This window comes from Neorhizobium sp. T25_27, assembly GCF_002968565.1.
Classification (GTDB): Bacteria; Pseudomonadota; Alphaproteobacteria; order Rhizobiales; family Rhizobiaceae; genus Neorhizobium; species Neorhizobium tomejilense.
Genome location: NZ_PVBJ01000006.1, coordinates 285,042 through 303,511 on the forward strand (window position 1 = coordinate 285,042; position 18,470 = coordinate 303,511).

General features: G+C 60.9%; 7 protein-coding genes. 4 read left to right on the forward strand and 3 right to left on the reverse strand.

Translation table 11 applies throughout. The features are described 5' to 3' along the window. Positions 1 to 541 precede the first annotated feature (541 nt). A complete protein-coding gene (locus C5J24_RS18900) occupies positions 542 to 1,654 on the forward strand; it encodes a hypothetical protein (protein ID WP_105419994.1) in 1,113 nt (370 codons plus the stop codon). A 391-nt stretch (positions 1,655 to 2,045) separates the two neighbouring features. On the opposite strand, the gene C5J24_RS18905 is transcribed toward C5J24_RS18900, so the two are convergent. From C5J24_RS18905 to C5J24_RS18915, 3 genes are all read right to left on the reverse strand, one after another. Beyond that, a complete protein-coding gene (locus C5J24_RS18905; protein WP_105403112.1) occupies positions 2,046 to 2,831 on the reverse strand; it encodes a response regulator transcription factor in 786 nt (261 codons plus the stop codon). Positions 2,832 to 3,256: 425 nt separating this feature from the next. Continuing rightward, the gene (locus C5J24_RS18910) at positions 3,257 to 4,741 is read right to left on the reverse strand and encodes an oligosaccharide flippase family protein (RefSeq protein ID WP_245446702.1); all 1,485 of its coding nucleotides are present in this window, start codon (positions 4,739 to 4,741) and stop codon (positions 3,257 to 3,259) included. A 104-nt stretch (positions 4,742 to 4,845) separates the two neighbouring features. Continuing rightward, positions 4,846 to 11,379 (reverse strand): type I polyketide synthase, encoded by a 6,534-nt coding sequence (locus C5J24_RS18915; protein ID WP_245446704.1) that lies wholly within the window; start codon positions 11,377 to 11,379, stop codon positions 4,846 to 4,848. Between the two features lie 455 nt (positions 11,380 to 11,834). Between C5J24_RS18915 and C5J24_RS18920 the strand changes: the two genes are divergently transcribed. The 3 genes from C5J24_RS18920 to C5J24_RS18930 all read left to right on the forward strand — a co-directional run bounded on the left by C5J24_RS18920 (position 11,835) and on the right by C5J24_RS18930 (position 18,434). Next, positions 11,835 to 16,304: a MupA/Atu3671 family FMN-dependent luciferase-like monooxygenase gene (locus C5J24_RS18920; RefSeq protein WP_105419999.1), complete on the forward strand. Its 4,470-nt coding sequence runs from the start codon at positions 11,835 to 11,837 to the stop codon at positions 16,302 to 16,304. 2 nt (positions 16,305 to 16,306) lie between these two features. Further along, a complete protein-coding gene (locus tag C5J24_RS18925) occupies positions 16,307 to 16,957 on the forward strand; it encodes a 4'-phosphopantetheinyl transferase (protein ID WP_105420001.1) in 651 nt (216 codons plus the stop codon). A gap of 280 nt (positions 16,958 to 17,237) precedes the next feature. After that, the gene (locus tag C5J24_RS18930; RefSeq protein ID WP_172724044.1) at positions 17,238 to 18,434 is read left to right on the forward strand and encodes a glycosyltransferase family 2 protein; all 1,197 of its coding nucleotides are present in this window, start codon (positions 17,238 to 17,240) and stop codon (positions 18,432 to 18,434) included. The last annotated feature ends 36 nt before the right edge of the window (positions 18,435 to 18,470 follow it).

An 18,470-nucleotide genomic window follows, 5' to 3' on the forward strand; every position in this document is an offset into this window, starting at 1 on the left:
AAAGAGTTATCCAGGGCGGTTGTTACGACAAGAGACGCGCCTTGGCCGAATGACCTTGCGCCCTGGGCGATCGATTCGTCTGTGACGGGGAACCTGATTCGGTTCTCAAGCCCTGCCCCCGGCCATGACGGCGGCACACTCGGCATGGACGTCAAATAGGCCGGCCAAGCTATAGCCGGAGTTTCAACGGAGCTCGAAAGCTTTGATTTGCTTTTCAAAAGGCCTGCAAAGCGGTCGAAGGAATTGCGAATAGCTTTCGGCACAAGGAATTACTGCAGCAACAGGGAAGCGCCACCCAAATATACTGTATAAATTTAATAAAATTTTCTCGACTTGCCACAGAACGCGGTGATGGCGAGCTGGTCAGGCAAGTGCTGCCCCGCCTCCCCATAAGGATATTCGGCCAGACGGCCGCATCGCCGTTACGGTAAGGCCTACGCCTTTTGTGCATGATGCTGGACAGGAGCCCCGGCGTTTATGCTCCCAGGCCGTATTTCCATCCGCCAAAGTTGTTCTCGCGCTCATTCAAGGTGGAACTCTTATGACAGCGATGCGTACCGTCATCTTGTCCTTGGCATGGCTATTGTCCGGCGTGGCGTCTTCGCAGGAAATCACACCGGGCGATGCCCCACAGAACTCCGCGCAGGTTCTTTTCACCGGACATAGCTTGATCGATAATCCCCTGGCCAACTGGGTCGAGATGATTGCCAAAAGCCGCGGCAAAAATATTGCCTGGGAGCAGCAGATCGTCATTGGATCCCCGCTGAGGTATCGGACACGAGGTGAGTACGACCAGGATTTCAGCTGGGCCGGATATAGGTACGGGAAGAACCGCAACGGCGACCAGATGGATGTCATCGAGGAACTGCTTCGCCCGCGACGCATCACCACGGGGCGCCCTTACGACACCGTTGTCGCAGCGGAAAACCACAATTTGCTAAACATGATCGTATGGGAAAACGCGATTGCTTACCTGCGCCATTTTCACGACCGCCTTCTCGACGGCAACCCGAAAGGCCGAACCCTTTATGTCCACACCTGGCTTGGCGTCGACAAGAACAATCCGCAGCCCTGGTTGGAACACGAGACGAACGCATCGGTCGTATGGCAATGCGTAGCGGAGAAAGTGAAGCTGACACTGCGAGCTGAAAGGCGACCGGCCAACCTTTCCGTCGTGCCTGCCGGAACGGCTCTCGTGGAATTGGTGAAAAGGACACTTGACGGGAAGATTATCGGTTTTACCGGAAGCACCAGGGAAAAACTCGATCGGATATTCCGCGACGAGGTCCATCTGACCGATATAGGCGTCTATTTTGTAGCTGCGGTCCACTACGCCTCAATCTATCGCCAGTCGCCCGAGGGCGCCGCGGCGCCGCCGACCGTGCCCCGGGACCTTGCTAAGGAGTTGCAGAAGATTGCATGGGCGGTCACCCGAGATTTTCTGCAGCAGGAAAGCCTGCACCCGCCGAGCATGGTAGAATGCCGGCGCGTCGTCGTCGAAAAAGTCTGCCGAAGCTTCTGGGTGCATGTCGGCGAACCGAACGAGGCGGGTGGCTGCCAGAGCTATTTTGCCGAAACCCAGCCGGCCCCCGGGGGCAACCCCTTCGTCTGGCCGGATCCGAATTGGAACGCCCTGCCAAGGCCAGCGCGTTAGCTCCTTCGTCCATCCCACGTGGGATATCTGTCGAGCCTGGATGACCGAACCTGATTTGCCGGAACACGAGAGAGCGATCTCACAGTCGCGGCACACCGGACCCCTTTCCGGTATCACCCGACTGTCAGATGGAAGATGAACAGATAAACTGTCGATGTTCGGAACCTGCGCGCTGCGCCGTTCTCATGTCTTTCGCCAAGTGCATGACATATGCACGATCGCCAGCCGACAAACATCCATGTCGAGAGTTCGTCGCTCCGGGAGGCATTGCCGCGGCAACGCCCCTGTCAGCGCTGACGTGGTTTTCTATGGTGTCCCTTCACGCAGCTGCGAAGGCTCGACTTCGCAGCCGTGATATCTCGGGTCGGTCCGCCAACCGACCGACGAACGGCTAGTTGGCCGCTCCGTATGGGAAGAGGTCATTGAGTTTGTAGGCGACCTCGGTACGGTTCGTCGCTTTCAGCTTCTTCATGATGTTGCGGATATGGACCTTGACCGTGCTTTCCCGCAGGTTGAGCTCGTAGGCGATGATCTTGTTGGCCTTGCCCTTGCGAAGGGCTTCGACCACCGCTTCCTGGCGCAGCGTGAACATTCCCGAAAGTGGCCGGTGTTCCGCCGCCGACGTCGCAGCGGTGACCAGGTGCCGCATGGAGAGGACGCTGCTTGCCGGAACGAAGATCCCGCCGGCAACGGCCAAGCCGATCGCTTCCACGCAGACGCCGATGCCGACGCAAGAGGGAATGAAACCTCGAGCCCCATATTCCAACATTTTCACCACCTGGGCGAGGTCGTCGGAGTCGGAAAGCACGATGATCGGCGGCGACTTGAACTCGGCCGTCAATTTCGAGATGTCAGTCGCAAGTGCGGCATCGTCGGCCTTTCGGCCGCCGATATTGAACAGAACGGCCTGGACAGGCGGATAGAGATCTTTTTCTAGTTTCCATTCGTCGATGGAGCCGACAGCGCAGACATCCATCTCGAGGCCACGCCCGATAAGGGCTTTGGCAAGGCATTCGCGATCAAGCGCTCTCGCGTCGATGATCACCAGGCATCCGTCGTGGTTTACTCCCTCACTGCCTCGATCATCTCTTTCGGCGAGCTTTGGGATGTCATTCATAATGCGAAAGGATTCTGCCACAGCAGGAGAACGGCTGTAGCCGCTTGGTGTGGAACTCATCTTACCCCCTTACCTGAAGTCTAGGATGATTGTCCCCTTCAGGACCGCAACTATAAGTACGCCAGCAGACTGTCTTTACACCTCTCAACCTTTTATTAAGGTCAATATACAGCAGATACGTAATTTAGTCTATGCGCAAGTAAGCAGCTAGATAAAAATATTTACCGGGGGGTGCAAGCTAAGTTCCGATAGGGAATTGGATATCCGCTTATAGTTAACGTCCACGTCAAAATGACCCCCTTAAAGCTCGATCCCGGCCCGCCCATGAACTTTCGGAGGCGTGACCTGTTCCGACGCAAAACGCTGCATTTCGGGACAACGAGCACTGCGGCGGGCATGCAAGCGACATCCGGGCATCTCGGCGCCAAATAATCGGCCAGCCGACATATAAAAATAGCAAAACTGGAAGTTTTTGACAGCTTTTCTTAAAACAGCGGGCCAGCGTGGTGGAGAATGCCCGTTGCAAGAATTCCAGCCAGATACCCGACAGGCCAAGCCAACAATACACCCGCTTCATATAGGAAATTGTTGAGGCCATGACGGTGATTGAAGTAAAGAATCGCCGGCAATACGGGCAGTCCGTAAAGTGCAGCCGCCCATACTGCGCCCTCGAAACCGAACAAGTAATAACCGAGGGGCAGGCATGTAAAGCTGGAGACCGCGCGAATGAAATTCATGACAGTCTGGTTACGCGGTTCATTGACGGCGAGATAGACCGCGGACAGGGGACCGAAACGCATGATGAGAAGGCTGAACGATAATATCTGGATAATTGGAGCAGCATCTCGATAGCGATCATCATAGAGCACTTCGATGATTGCCGTGCCACTCGAATAGATCGCGCCCGCACTTCCGATGAAAACAAGATCCAGCGGCAATCGCATTTTCCAGAACATGGAGCCGAGCTGCTCCGGACGTTCCCTTGCGATCCTGCCTAAGGCCGGCATTGCCACGTTTAAAAACAGCCGGCCACCGGCACCTTCCAGCATCGAGATAAGATTGAAGGCCAGGCTGTAGAAGCCAAGCATGAGGGGGCTTGTCCATCCGGCGAGAAAGATACGGTCTCCATTGGCTGCTATCATCGTAAGGATGGACGACAGCATGATCCAGCGGCCAAACCGAACAAGATCCCTTATCGCCGGAGCTTCCCAGTAAAGGCTGTTATGCTGACCCGGTAGCCATGTGTGAGTGAGAATAGTGGTCGTTAACGCAGATAAAAGCGTCGCGGCCACAAACGACCAGATCGAGCCGGTGTACCACGCAAGCGAAATCCCGACCGCCAGACTGACGACCTGAGCCACTATCTCGATTAAAGTGACGCGCCCGAGATTGAGGTGCCGGAACGCAGTGATCAGCTTTGTGGATTGCAGCCCCATGATCACGGTACAAAATGACATTCCCATGATGATGGCTGGCAACGACGTGACCGTGTAGACCGATCCGGCTGGGAACAGGCCATACTCGGCCGCACGCCCGATCCCGATGGCGATCAGGACGCATGCAAACCAGATCAGGCAGCCGTGGATGATTTGCAGCGTCCACGCGGTGTCGAGATAGGATTGGTCGTCGCCAAATTGGCTCTGTATGGCCGCGGGCCGGAGCCCGAGATCGGACAACATGGCGACCGACACCTGAATCATGGTGGCGACGGCCATGATGCCGAACATTTCCGGTATCAGCAGCCTTGTCAGCACCAGGTTGCTTGCGATGCGTACTACCTGCGAGAGGAGATACCCCATCATCGACCAGCCTGCGGCCTGGATAAGGGTCGTGCGAAGACGTCGTTTCGGCGGCTGAACCGTCACGGGCAAAGCGTCGAGAAGCAATCGCTCCCTGGCGTGAGGAGAAGGCACCTGCTTCCAATCCGAGGGAACGATTGCGTCAGTCACAGAATACTCCTCGTTCTTCAAGAAGGCTTCCCAGCTTGATGTCGAAGGCACGCAAGCAGCGTGCCCCGAACATCTCATGGCAATTGCGGAAACGGTATTTTCGAGATCCGGCCATCGTTTATCGACTAAGCAATCTCGGCGACCCGGACCGGCGCTCTGCTTTGAACCTTGGCATCCACATCGGCTGTCCCATGGAGCGCAGCCGAGACACCCGAGGCTTCAAGAACAGCACGCATGTGCTCTGAGAGCACCCGAACATACGGATCGAGCACCATGCTGTCGTGGTCTCCAGGCACTTCCGAGACCCGCAATTGCGGTACATGCCCCGCCCACCCGTTGTCAGGCAGCAGTACATCGCGGTTCTGCTTCAGGTGACGGCCGCCACCAAGGTTATAAAAAATATCGGGCTTGGGACGAAACAACGTGACCTTGCCAGAATAAGCCCTGACGTCATACCTGAGCAACGCTCTCCTGAACGCCATCTCAATCCTGACATTGTTGAAATACTCAGGCGATTCACCTTGATGCTCCAGCTCGAACTTGACGCGCTGTTGCTCCTGATAGGCACGACGGTCCCTCAGATAGGCGCCAACGAACCTCATCTTGTGTCGACGCATATCCTGCAATTTCATGCTGATACGGTCGCGCAGGCCCAGCCCCGGCTGCCGCGGCATGGGGGTGTCCAGCATGATCACCTGGGAAACCTCTTCTCCTGCATCTTGGAGCTGCTGGGCCATTTCAAAGGCGGTTATGCCACCACCCGAGTACCCGGCGAGAAGATAGGGTCCGCTGGGCTGCACCGTGCGGATTTCGGCGATGTAGTCGGCCGCCATCTCTTCGAACGTCGCGTGCGGTTCGTGGTCGCCATAGAGTCCGCGGGCCTGCAATCCGTAGACCGGCCTGTCCGCACCCATGGTCATCGCCAGATGGCGAAGGTTCAGGACATTGCCGAACATGCCGGCGCAGATGAACAGCGGGGTTGCTTTCGCATTCTTACCGGGGTTCATCAGCACCAGATGGACCGGCTTTGCCGTCGTCGTCGGCAGGCTCACGGCGAGCTCGGATCCTGCGGCTTCGCCTCCATCCGGTAGCTCCGCAGCGATGCGCTCCGCACACTGTGCGATCGTCGGCGCCTCAAACAGCGTCGATATCGGCAGGTCGAGCGCATATTGTTTCTTGATCATCCGGAACAGGCGAACCGCGATCAGCGAATGCCCGCCCATGTCGAAGAAACTGTCGTGGATGCCGACCTTGGCGATGCCGAGAAGCTCCCGCCAATAGCCGGCCAGCGCTTCCTCGATCGAATTGCGCGGCTCGACGAACTCGCTTTCGAGGTCCGGCCTCTCGAAATTGTCGCCGGACGGCGTCGCGGTTTCGGCAGAAGCGGCAATCCATTCGCGCAGAGTTTCGAGATCGATCGAACTGATGATCGGCTGAGGTTCGGATGTGGCGAGCGCGCGTTGCAGCGCCGAAAAACCTTCCGCCGGCAGGATACCGTTGCGCACCTGGGTGCCGAGCTTCAACATCGCCGGAGAAAGCGCGGCCGGCTTCGCTTTGGCAGCAGCCGGGGCGTCCGCCTGGGCTGCGAGACCGAGCGCAAGATCGTTCTCCAGCCTGCGCATGACGAATTTTTCGGCTTCGAAGATGATGTTGCCGTGGGGATCGGTGATCGTCACGTCGAAGGCCGCATAACCCTCGCCGAAATCGCTGCTGTCGGCGAGTTCCACGATACTGACGACCTCGGCCGGCAGGGGCCTGTGAAGGACCACCCGGCCATAGGTCGCCGGCGCCCAGAGCGAGGTCTCGGCGTCGTAGTCCTTGGCAAGTTGCATGGCAAAACCGGTCGCGATGTCGAGCAGGCCGGGATGCAGCAGGACGCCTTTCGCAAGGTCGTCGGCAAAGATCGGGTCCAGTTTCAATTCCGCAATAGCCTTGCCGCGCGCCATCGCCATCGAGCGCAGGACGGCCCAGCGGGGGCCAAAGCGGATATGCTTCTCCTGAACTGCGCGAAGCGCGCTCCCGCCTCCGGCGACCCGTGACCCGTCGCATTGGGAGGCGACAGCGGCGATGTCGATCGTCGCACGCCTCTGTTGCGCCCGAGGCTTGAGAACGGCTTCGGCGTGCTTGACGAACAGCGCATCCTCGCCATCCGCCGGGCCTGCCAGAACCGCTACGCGAAAATGCGCCGCCGCCGGTTCCAACCGCACTCGAACGGCTTTTATCTCGCCGTCATTGAAGGCAAGCGGCCTCAGGAATACGAGGTCCGCCACTTCCGCTTCGAACGGAAGCCCGTATTCCGGAGACGCCTGTGCAATCAGCTCCAGATAACCTGTACCCGGCATGACCGCTTGGCCAGAAAGCAGCCGATGTTCGTCGAGCATCCATTCCGTCTCGGGGCTGACCAGCGCCTCGAGCCAGGGCAATCCCGTCTCGTCCTCTTTCCAGTGCTGGAAGAAAGGACCGGCAGCCGGCCCGGCAACCGGCTTGATCCACCCGCCGCCTTCGGAGGCGCCAAGCGCCCGTGCCGCAAGACCGACCTCATTCCAGACGCCCCAATGCAGCGCGACGGTGGCACGGTCGGCGCGATGAGAACGGCTCTGCGCGAAGGCGTTGAGATAGGCGTTCGCCGCGACGTAATCGACCTGCCCTGCCCGCACCACATCGGTGCTGGTGGAAGAAAACATCAGGAAGAAATCGAGCGCCACGTTTTCGAATGCCGCATCCAGCACCGTGGTGCCGAGCACTTTCGGCGTCAGGACCCTGTCGATGCTGTCGCGAGTCTTGGTCTGCATCAGGCCGTCATCGACCGTTCCGGCCGCATGGAAGACACCGTTGATTTCCCCGAACCGGGAGAGCGAGGTCTCGACCGCCCGGCTCATCTGCTCCGGATTGCCGACATCGCCGACCAGATAAAGAACGTCCGACCCCTTCTCCTCAAGCCTCCGGATCGCCGATATCGCCCGCCGAACGACGCCATGGCCATGGGTGCGATCGTAGAATTCCCAGTTTTCCCGTGGCGGCAGAACCGTGCGACCGACAAGCACGATCCGAGCCCGGAACCGGCCAGCGAGTTCGTCGGCAAGTGCCAAGGCGATGTCGCTCAAGCCGCCGGAGAAGAAGTAGACGCCGCCCTCACGCAGTGTCGCCTGCTCGGACGATACGTCTTTCAATGGCAACCGGTGATGAACCTGCGACCAGCGCCGCCCTTTGCGGAAGGCGACGATCTCGGATCCTGGCTTGGCATGCAGATCTTCCCAGAGCTGCTCGATCAATGCCGCCGGCTCCGCGGCCTCCTTTTTCTCCATCCGCCCCGTCATCCGCGCAAAGGAGAACCGCTTGTCGCTCCGCTCGGCCTTGGGCGGCAGATCGATATCGATCACCCTGACCGTGGCACCGGCTATCTCCTTCGGCAGGACTAGGCTGGGGCCTAGAACGGTGGCCTTTTCGGGATAGGGCAGCGGCTCGCCCGAGACCTGCTGCATGCCGTTGGTGATGACGTTGAAATGCATGTCCGCAACGCTGGCCGCCTCCCCCAGAGCCTGGGCGAGATGCAGCATGCTGTCGAAACCGCATTCCTGGTTCCGATGGAAGAAATTCGAGCCGGGCCGGAAGGTCTCGGCCTGGGTCAGAAGCCACATATGCACGATACGCGAGGGCAGGCTGCCATCACCGGAAAGCCCGGCAACGAGGGCGTCATATCCGGCACGGCCCAGTTCCGGGCAGAGCATGTAATCCTCGGCCCTGCGGCGAATGAAAGCGTCGCCCAGGGACACCGTGACGACACGGTGGCCGGCCGCCCTCAGCGCTTCGACCAGCTTCTGGCCGACCCCGGTCTCGTCGAGGAAGAAGAGCCAGGATTGCGCCTCTTTCTCAGCGCCCAGCTCGTAGTCGGCAAGCGTCTGCTTCCAGGAGGGGCGATAACCCCAGCGCGCGATATCGGGTTCCTTCGAAAGGACGGGCTCGGCGCTCTTGCCTTTCTCATTCGCTCCGGCGCGGTCTATGAAGAAGCGCTTGTGCTGGAACGGATAGGCCGGCAGCCGGACCCGGCGTGGCGAACGGCCCTGCCAGAGGCGGTCGATATCGACCTCGAGGCCGGTCGCCCAGGCACGCCCCACGGCGGAGAGGAAATGGAGCCGGTCGTCGCCGGCCTCGTCGGGATGCGGCAGGCTGTTGATTACCTGGTTTGCGGGGATCGACCCCTGCGCCTTCGTCAGTGACGACAGAACGCGCCCGGGACCCACTTCGATGTAGATACGTCCCGGCTCCGCCGAAAGCGCTGCCATGCCATTCGCGAAATAGACGGTCGAACGAAGGTGTTCGACCCAATACATCGGATCGGTCGCCTCTTCGGCGCTCAGCGGCAGGCCCGTCCGGTTCGACAGGATCGGAATGGCCGGTGCGCGAAGAGTAATACCGCGCAGAAAGGCCTCGAAGGCTTTGAGAATGGGCGTGACCAGCCGCGAATGCGCGGCGATGTTGATCGGCACACGCGTCGCATCAATGCCCTGCCTCGCCAGAAATTCCCGGAAGAGGTCGAGATCCTCGTTGAGGCCTGACACCACGCAAAGCGATGGCGCATTGACCGACGCGATGTCAAGCGACGGCGGCAGGAGCTCGGAAAGCCGGTCGTGATCGAGCGGCACGCTCATCATGCCGCTGGGCCGAATAGTCTCGAACAGCTTGCCCCGCAGATGTACCAGGTTGACGGCGTCCCTGAAGGACATCACGCCGGCAACACAGGCCGCGGCGTTCTCGCCCATGGAGTGGCCGATCAGCGCCTTCGGCTTCACGCCCCAATCCATCCATAGACGGGCCAAGCCGATCTCGGTGATCAGAATGGCCGGAAGCTGGAGCGAGGGGCGTAGGAAGGTTTTCGCAGCTGTTGCGGAGTTCTCGCCGAGCCACACCGTGCGGATCTCATTTGCCGCGTCGACGGGCAGATGGGAAAGCCCCTCTTCGACGCTCCGCCGGAATGTCTGATCCTCCTCGTAGAGCCGCTTGGCCATGCCGACATATTGAGCACCGCCGCCCGGAAACAGGAATATGGCGCCGGAATTGTTCGGCACGGACTGATGAACGAAACCGCGGCTGCCGGGGTTCGCAAGGACCGCGATGGCGTCCTCCCGGCCACGGACGGCGACCACCATGCGATGATCGAAATGTTTGCGGCCATGCTGCAGCGTATAGCTGACGTCATCGAGCGAAAGGCCGGGTTGTCCGGAGATCGCCGAGCCGAGCCGCTCGGCCGCCTGGTCGATCGTCTTGCGCTGGCGGGCCGAAAGGAACAGCAGCATCGGGTCGGAATCGGCGCCGATCTCCGCGTCGGCCACGTAACGGGTCGGTGCCTGCTCGATGATGGCGTGCGCATTGGTGCCGCCGACGCCGAGCGAGTTGACCGCCGCCCGGCGAGGACCCGGCGCATGCGGCCACTTCACCAGCTTGTTGTTGACCCGGAACGGGCTCTTCTCGAAATCGATCGAGGGATTGGGACGCTCGAAGCCGAGCGTTGGCGGGATCTCTCCCTCGTTGACGGCAAGCGTCGCCTTGATCAGACCGACGACGCCGGCTGCGGTATCGAGATGGCCGATATTCGATTTGACCGATCCGACATGGCAGAAGCCGGTCCGGTCGGTGCTTTGCCTGAAGGCCGCCGTCAGCGCCTCGATCTCGATCGGGTCGCCAAGGAATGTGCCGGTGCCGTGGCACTCGACATATTGAATGGTGTCGGCATCGACGCCTGCGAGCCCTTGAGCTTCCAGAACCGCCTCGGCCTGTCCGCTGACGCTCGGCGCGAGATAGCCAGCCTTGCTGTTGCCGTCGTTGTTGACGGCCGTGCCCTTGATCACGGCATGGATCACATCGCCGTCGCGAAGAGCATCCGAAAGCCGGCGAAGCACGACCACCCCTACGCCGCTTCCGAAAACGGTCCCCGCCGCGCGATGGTCGAAAGGCCGGCAGTGCCCGTCGGGGGAAAGGATCTCGCCTTCCTGGAACGTGTAGCCGCGCCGATGCGGGAACTCGATCGTCACCCCGCCGGCCAGCGCCATGTCGCACTCGCCGGAGATCAGGCTTTGGCAGGCATAATGCACTGCGACAAGCGACGTGGAGCAGGCGGTCTGCACATTGACGCTCGGGCCGCGCAGGTCGAACGTGAAGGAGGCTCGCGTCGCCAGAAAATCCTTGTCGTTGCCCGTGTGGCGCAACAGGAACATTCCCACCTGGTCGATCAGGTTGCGATTGCTGCAGACGTTGAAATAGAAATAACTGCCCATGCCGCAGCCGGCGAAAATACCGACCGGTCCGGGCTGATTGTTCGGCGTTCGGCCGGCATCCTCCATGGCTTCCCAGGCGCATTCCAGGAAATGGCGGTGCTGAGGATCCATGATCGCGGCTTCCTTCGGGTTCAGGCCGAAGAACTCCGCGTCGAACATTTCCATATCGGGAAGATCGGCGCCGCGAGGAACATAGTTGGGGTGATGGATGCGCTCGGGGTCCTCGCCTTCAGCGATCAGGTCCTCCGGCGAAAACGTCCGGACCGACTCTACGCCGTCTCGCAGGTTCTGCCAGAATTCCGAAACATTACGCGCACCCGGCACTCTCAAAGCCATGCCGACGATTGCAATATCGCTGGCACAGACCTGGTTTGACCCCTCAAGCATCGACACCGCCCTAACCCACGGAGGCCAACCTGATGACATCACCCCAATGATGCCACGAGCCTCGTTCCGCTTCCCAGTGAAATCCGCGAGCGCAAACCCGCAGCCTCAATGTGCTGCCAGCCAAGACTCAATCGCAATTACTCCTTTGGAAGCCATGATCATCCGTATGGGGGAAAGCCGGGTATCGCCGGCAATTCAGGCTTAGGCGCGATCATCCGCATGGGTGCTCCGGCGCATGTTGAGTTTTATACCGCTCCCCGTTTCTATCGGAGTGCCTGGAACAGCAACGAGTGGGGACAAGCTTTATGGGCGAATTGAAGTGTGTTTTGATCGGTGGCGGTTTATTACTGGTTCAATGCGCTGAAATTCTGCGGGGGCGCGGACATAGGATCGAGGCCGTAGCGACGTCGAACGGATCGGTCAGAAACTGGGCGCAGGCCCAGGGTATCCCCGTCGTGACGCAGGAAGGCGATTACGCCGCCCAGCTGGCCCAATACGACTACGACTGGCTCTTCAGCATCGCCAACCTGAAAATGGTTCCCGACGCGGCCTGGCGACACGCCAAGATCGGCGCCGCCAATTTCCATGACGGCCTGCTGCCGGACATGGCCGGGCTCAACACACCCGCCTGGGCTATCCTCGAAGGCCATGACCGCCACGGCATCACCTGGCACGCGATCACCGAAGGCATCGACGAAGGCGATATCTATGCGCAACAGCATTTCGAGATCAGCGCGGACGAGACGGCGCTGACGCTGAATACGAAATGTTTCGAAGCCGGGATCGCGACTTTCTCCGACATGCTCGGCGATATCGAGCGCGGCACCTTGAAGCCGCGCCGGCAGGATTTCGCAACCCGCACCTATTACGGACAGCTCAAGCGTCCTTCGGCCGCCGGTACGCTCGATTTCACGGCCTCGGCAGGCGAGCTTTCGCGTCTGGTACGCGGCCTGGATTTCGGCCCCACCTATCTCAACCCCCTGGCAACACCCAAGGTCCGTTTCGGCAACGACGTCTTCACCGTCAGGAACCTTCGCATCCTCGACGGCGAACTGAACGGGGAACCCGGTCTCGTCTTGTCGGTCGGCGCCCATGGGGTGACGATCGGCACCGCCGACATGCCGGTCCTGCTCGAGGCCGCCCGCAAGGATGGCACCCGGCAGATCACGCTCTCTTCGGTATTACGTCCAGGCGATCGGCTGCCGCTTATGAGCGAGGCGGACAAGACCGCCCTGTCGGAAGTGGTTTCCGCTCTTGCGCGGCATGAAACCTTCTTCCGCCGTGCGCTCGAAGCCGGCATGGATATCGCGCTTCCCTATATAAAAGCATCGGAAGCCGGCCAGGCACCGGATATCCGCATCATTCCTCTACTGTTTTCCGGGCAGCTTTCGCGCCAGGAGCGGGTCGCGTTGACAGCAGCCTTCCTCGTGCGTCTTTCCGGCCAGACCGCGTTCGACCTCGCCTATACGAACGACAGGCTGGCAGATCTCGACGCCCGCCATCCCGGTTATTTCGCGAAGTCCATTCCGCTGAGGATCGACTCCACGGGGCAGGCCTCGGTGGACGACTTGCTCGGGCAGGTCGATCAGGCGTTGAAGGTGCTGGACCAGCGCCAAGGTTATTGCCGCGATCTTGTCGACCGTTATCCCGGCCTTGCAGCGCCGGAACTGACGATCGGTGTCGCGGACATCTCCAGTCCGGCGCTCGTCGACGAGATCGAAGGCTGCGCCCTGACCTTCCGGCTCAGCGAGACCAAAGCCGACCTGCTCTACGATCGGGCGCGTATCGACGAGCGGCAGGCGCAGGATCTGGCGACGGCATTTGCGATCCTGGCCTCGGCGTTCGAGGACCGCGCGACCTTGCTGCAGGACCTGCCCTTGATGTCGAATGCCGACAGAAACATGGTCCTCTTCGACTGGAACCGGACGGAGCGCGAATACGATACCGCCGCCTGTGTCCATCAACTTATCGAACGGCAGGTCGACCGGACGCCGGATGCCGAAGCTCTGGCATTCCACGGCCGCTCCCTTTCCTACCGCGAGATGGACGAACGGGCGAACCGCATCGCCCAAGCGCTGGTGGCCCAGGGCGTCGGCCCGGACGTCACCGTCGGCCTTTACCTGCCGCGTTCGCTCGATCTGGTCGTCGGCGCGCTCGCGATCATGAAGGCGGGCGGGGCCTATATTCCTCTCGACCCGCATTTTCCGGCCGATCGCCTCGCATTCATGATCAAGGATAGCGGCGCCAAGCTGGTTCTGACCGAGCGACGGCTGTCGAAATCCGAGACGCTCGAAGGCAGCAATTTCCTGTGCGTCGAGGATATTCTCAGAAACCAGGCAGGAGCGGATCGCCCGGCAACCGGCGTCACCTCCAGCAATCTCGCCTATGTCATCTACACGTCCGGCTCCACCGGCCTTCCGAAGGGCGTGATGCTGGAGCATCGCAACGTCGTGAATTTCTTCGCCGGCATGGACGAACGGGTGCCGCGCACCGCCGATCGTCACAATGTCTGGCTGGCGGTCACCAGCCTCTCCTTCGATATCTCGGTTCTCGAACTCTTCTGGACGCTCGCCCGCGGCTTCAAGGTCGTCGTCCACTCCTCCGAAATTATCGAAGCCAAGGCGAAGGGCGCGTCTTCCGCCGGAAGAGGTACCAATCTCGATTTCGGCCTCTTCTACTGGGGCAATGACGGTGGATCGGGTCCGGACAAATACCGGCTGCTGATCGAAGGCGCGAAATTTGCCGATGCCAACGGTTTCGATTCCGTCTGGACGCCGGAGCGTCATTTCCATGCGTTCGGCGGTCCCTATCCGAACCCGGCGGTCACCGGCGCGGCCGTCGCGGCTGTCACCAGGAACCTTTCGATCCGGGCCGGCAGCTGCGTTCTGCCGCTTCATCATCCGGCGCGCGTCGCCGAGGAATGGGCGGTGATCGACAATCTCAGCAACGGGCGCGTCGCGCTTGCCTTCGCCTCCGGCTGGATGCCGGAGGATTTCGTGCTGCGGCCCGAAAACGCACCGCCGAAGAACAAGGCGAGCCTGACCCGCGACATCGAGGTCGTCCGAAAATTGTGGCGCGGCGAGAGCGTCGATTTCGATTTCGGCGCCGGCACGGTCGCGGTCGTGACCCAGCCGCGTCCGGTCCAGAAGGAGCTCCCCGTGTGGCTCACCACCGCCGGCAACCCGGAAAGCTACCGGGAGGCGGCCCGGCTTGGCGCCAATGTGCTGACCCACCTGCTCGGCCAGTCCGTCGACGAGCTTGCGGAAAAGATACGGATCTACCGGCAGACGCTTGCCGAGACCGGTCGCAATCCGGCCGATTATAAAGTGACGTTGATGCTCCACACCCTGATCGGCAAAGACCGAGACGAGGTGCGGGATCTGGCGCGCGGCCCGATGAAGGAATACCTGCGCAGCGCAGCCGCGCTCATCAAGCAATATGCCTGGGCGTTTCCGGCCTTCAAGAAGCCGCAGGGCGTCGCGCAGCCGATGGATATCGACCTCCAGTCGCTGGCGCCCGAGGAGATGGACGCTATCCTGGAATTCGCCTTCCTGCGTTATTTCGAGGACAGCGGCCTGTTCGGTACCGTCGAGGATGCGCTGGAAAGGCTGGACCAGGTCAAGGCGGCCGGCATCGACGACATCGCATGCCTCATCGATTTCGGCCTGGCCGACAATATCGTCCTGGAAAGGCTTCCCTTGCTGGCCGAAGTCGTCAAGACGAGCAAGAATCCCGTCAGCGACGAGATCGGCGACGGTTTTGCGGAAGAAATCCGCAAACACCGGGTCACGCATCTGCAATGCACGCCCTCGATGGCCCGCATGTTCATGATGATCGACGAGGACCGCGCCGCTTTGAGCGATGTACGCCATCTCTTCCTCGGCGGCGAGGCGCTGCAGGGTTCGCTTCTTGCAGCCTTGCGAACCGTCACCGACGCGACGATCGAAAACATGTACGGCCCGACGGAGACGACGATCTGGTCATCGACTTTCACGGCCGGCCCATCGACGGGCGTCGTTCCGATCGGCCATCCGATCGCCAACACCCAGCTCTATGTGCTCGACAACGCCTATAATCCGGTGCCGCCCGGCGATGTCGGCGAGCTTTATATCGGCGGCGACGGCGTTGCCCGCGGATATCACAACCGCGAACAGCTCACGCAAGAACGCTTCCTGCCCAACCCGTTCATGGAGGGCCGGATCTATCGGACGGGCGACCTTGCCCGCTTCGACCGGAATGGCGTGCTGCATTTCCTTGGCCGCACTGATCATCAGGTGAAGATCCGCGGCCATCGCATCGAACTCGGCGAGATCGAAGCCCGGATCGGAACATTCGCCGGCGTCCGCGAGGCGGTCGTGGTCGCCCGCAAGGACAGTCCCGGCGACGTGCGACTGGTAGCCTATATCCGCACCGACGGGACGCCCGTCTCCGAACCGGAACTTCGTGCCTATATCGCCGAGGCCCTGCCCGATGCGATGATACCGTCGCATTTCGTGACGATGGACGCCTTCCCCCTGACGCCGAACGCCAAGGTGGATCGCAACAAGCTGCCGGCCCCGACGGAAAAGGTCCAGGCCCCGGCAGCCACGTTCATCGAACCGTCCAACAATCTGCAGCGGGATATCAGCGAGGTATTCGGTCGCGCCCTTGGGCTTGAGAAGGTCGGCATATTCGACAATTTCTTCGCTCTCGGCGGGCATTCGTTATTGGCGGTCCAGGTCCATCGGGAAATGAAGGCGAAGCTGGCGCCGGATCTGACGATCACCGACCTCTTCCGTTTCCCGACGGTTGCCCTCCTCGCCGACCATATCTCCGGCAAGGGCAAGGCAGACCTGCAGCTCGGCCGGGCAGCCGAGCGAGCCGCATTGCGGCGCAATGCGATGGAACGGCGCCCCACGCTGGTTCGCGTGGAGACCAAGGTCTAGCCATGCTGCTGGAAGGCATGTTCGACCCTTCCGTGTCGGTCGCCGAAGCCGACCTGCTCGGTGACGTTTCGAAACTCTATCCTGAAGAGAGAACGGCGATCGCCAATGCGGTGAAAAGCCGGCAGCAGGAGTTCACCGCCGGCCGCATCTGCGCCAGGCGGGCCATGGACCATCTGGGACTGCCTGGAATGGCCATACCCGTGGGATCGGATCGGGCGCCGATCTGGCCGGCCGGGATCGCCGGAAGCATCAGCCACTCCACCACCCGCTGCGTCGCCGCCATCGGCCGCCATTCGGACGGCATCAAGGCTCTCGGCCTCGATCTGGAGGAAGCGACGCCGCTTGACGACACCTACGCGCAGGAGATCTGCACCCCGCGCGAGCGACAATGGCTCAACCGCCAGCAATGGGGCATTCGCGGGCGGTTGGTGAAAGCGATCTTCAGCGCCAAGGAATGCACCTACAAGTGCCAGTACGGCCTGACGCGCACGATGTTCGGCTTCGAGGCCATCCGCGTCGAGCTGAACCTGGCGGACGGACATTTCGCCGCCTATTTCGAGATCGATGTCCCGCCCTTCAAGACGGGGGACCGGCTGCTGGGCCAGATCAGGCTGCGCGACGGGTATGTCGTCGCCGGCATGACTATCCGTTGAGGCCACCGGCCGTGTCTAGGTCAGCAATCCGCAGCCATCTTTCACGTAACCGACTGCATTCGCTCTGCGAATTGCATCGGATAACCCATGTTGGGCGCAAGGATCAGACTTCAATTGATCCACCAGCCATCAAATGGGCGTAGACATGTTCGCGGTGGCTCCACCTGCCCCGAAATAGGATGAGCCCGTGCACACTCGAACGGTGTAGCGTGGTCAGCTTAGAACCCTCGGCCCTCGGGCTATGATTGACCCCTTGAGACGCGTCGTCGGAGGGGCAGCCATGCAACAGGACATACTGATCGCCACGGCATTGTTATTGTCCGTCGTCGTCCTGGTTCCGACTGTCTTTTTCGCGATTGAATGTCTTGCCGGAAGCCTCGGCGGGCGAAGCGGACCGCCACGTCAGAACGGGCGACGGCCGCAAGTTGCGATTCTTGTCCCGGCGCATAACGAAGAGCTCCAGATCACCGATACCCTGCACAGCATCCAGAGCCAGATGCGCCACGGCGATCGGCTGATCGTCGTGGCGGACAATTGCAACGACCTCACCGCATCTCTGGCACGTGAAGCGGGCGCGGATGTCATCGTACGGTTCGATCCGGTTCGCCGCGGCAAGGGATACGCCCTCGACGCTGGCGTCAGGTACCTCGGCCTGCTGCCGCCGGACGTGGTCGTCATTGTCGACGCCGACTGCTGGCTGGAGCCGGGTGCACTCGATAACCTCGCCCTCATGGCCGCGGCAACGAACGGACCCGTGCAATCCCGCTACCTGATGTTCGCGCCGCCGGACGCAGGCATCAACCTTGCGGTTTCCGAATTCGCATTTCTTCTGAAAAACCGGATCCGGCTTCTTGGACTGGCGAAACTCGGGCTTCCTGCGCAATTGACCGGCTCGGGCATGGCATTTCCCTGGGCCATCCTGCGGGACGCCGCGCTTGCGAACGGCGATCTGGTCGAAGACATGAAGCTTGGGCTGGACCTCGCGCGGATCGGCCACGCTCCGCTTTTCTGCGATGCCGCGGCCGTCAGCAGCAGGTTTCCGTATTCGAAGAAAGGCCTCGAAACGCAGGCTTCCCGATGGAACGCCGGCCGCTTCGCGCTGGCGGCACACCTCTTCTCAGCCTTGCTGGACGTCAACACGTTGCGGAACAGGGCCTATCTGGCGCTCGTCGTCGATGCGCTCATACCGCCGCTGACATTGCTGGCAGCGCTTCTCCTGCTCTCACTGTTTCCGGCAGTCCTCCTCGCAACTTCCGGAATTGCGATCTGGCCGTTGGCGATCTCGATCATCAGCATCCTGGCTTTCGATATCGCGCTATCGGTGGCGTGGTGGCGTCATGGCAGACGTGCACTTCCCATGCATGCCATGGCAGACATTCCGGGATACATGTTCAGGAAACTGAGGCTTTATCCGCGCCATATCCTCCAAGCCGGCGGCGCGGCCTGGATCAGAACCGATCGAAACAGGAACCACTGATGGAAGAGACCGGGGCATTGCCTCTTTCGGAAGCCC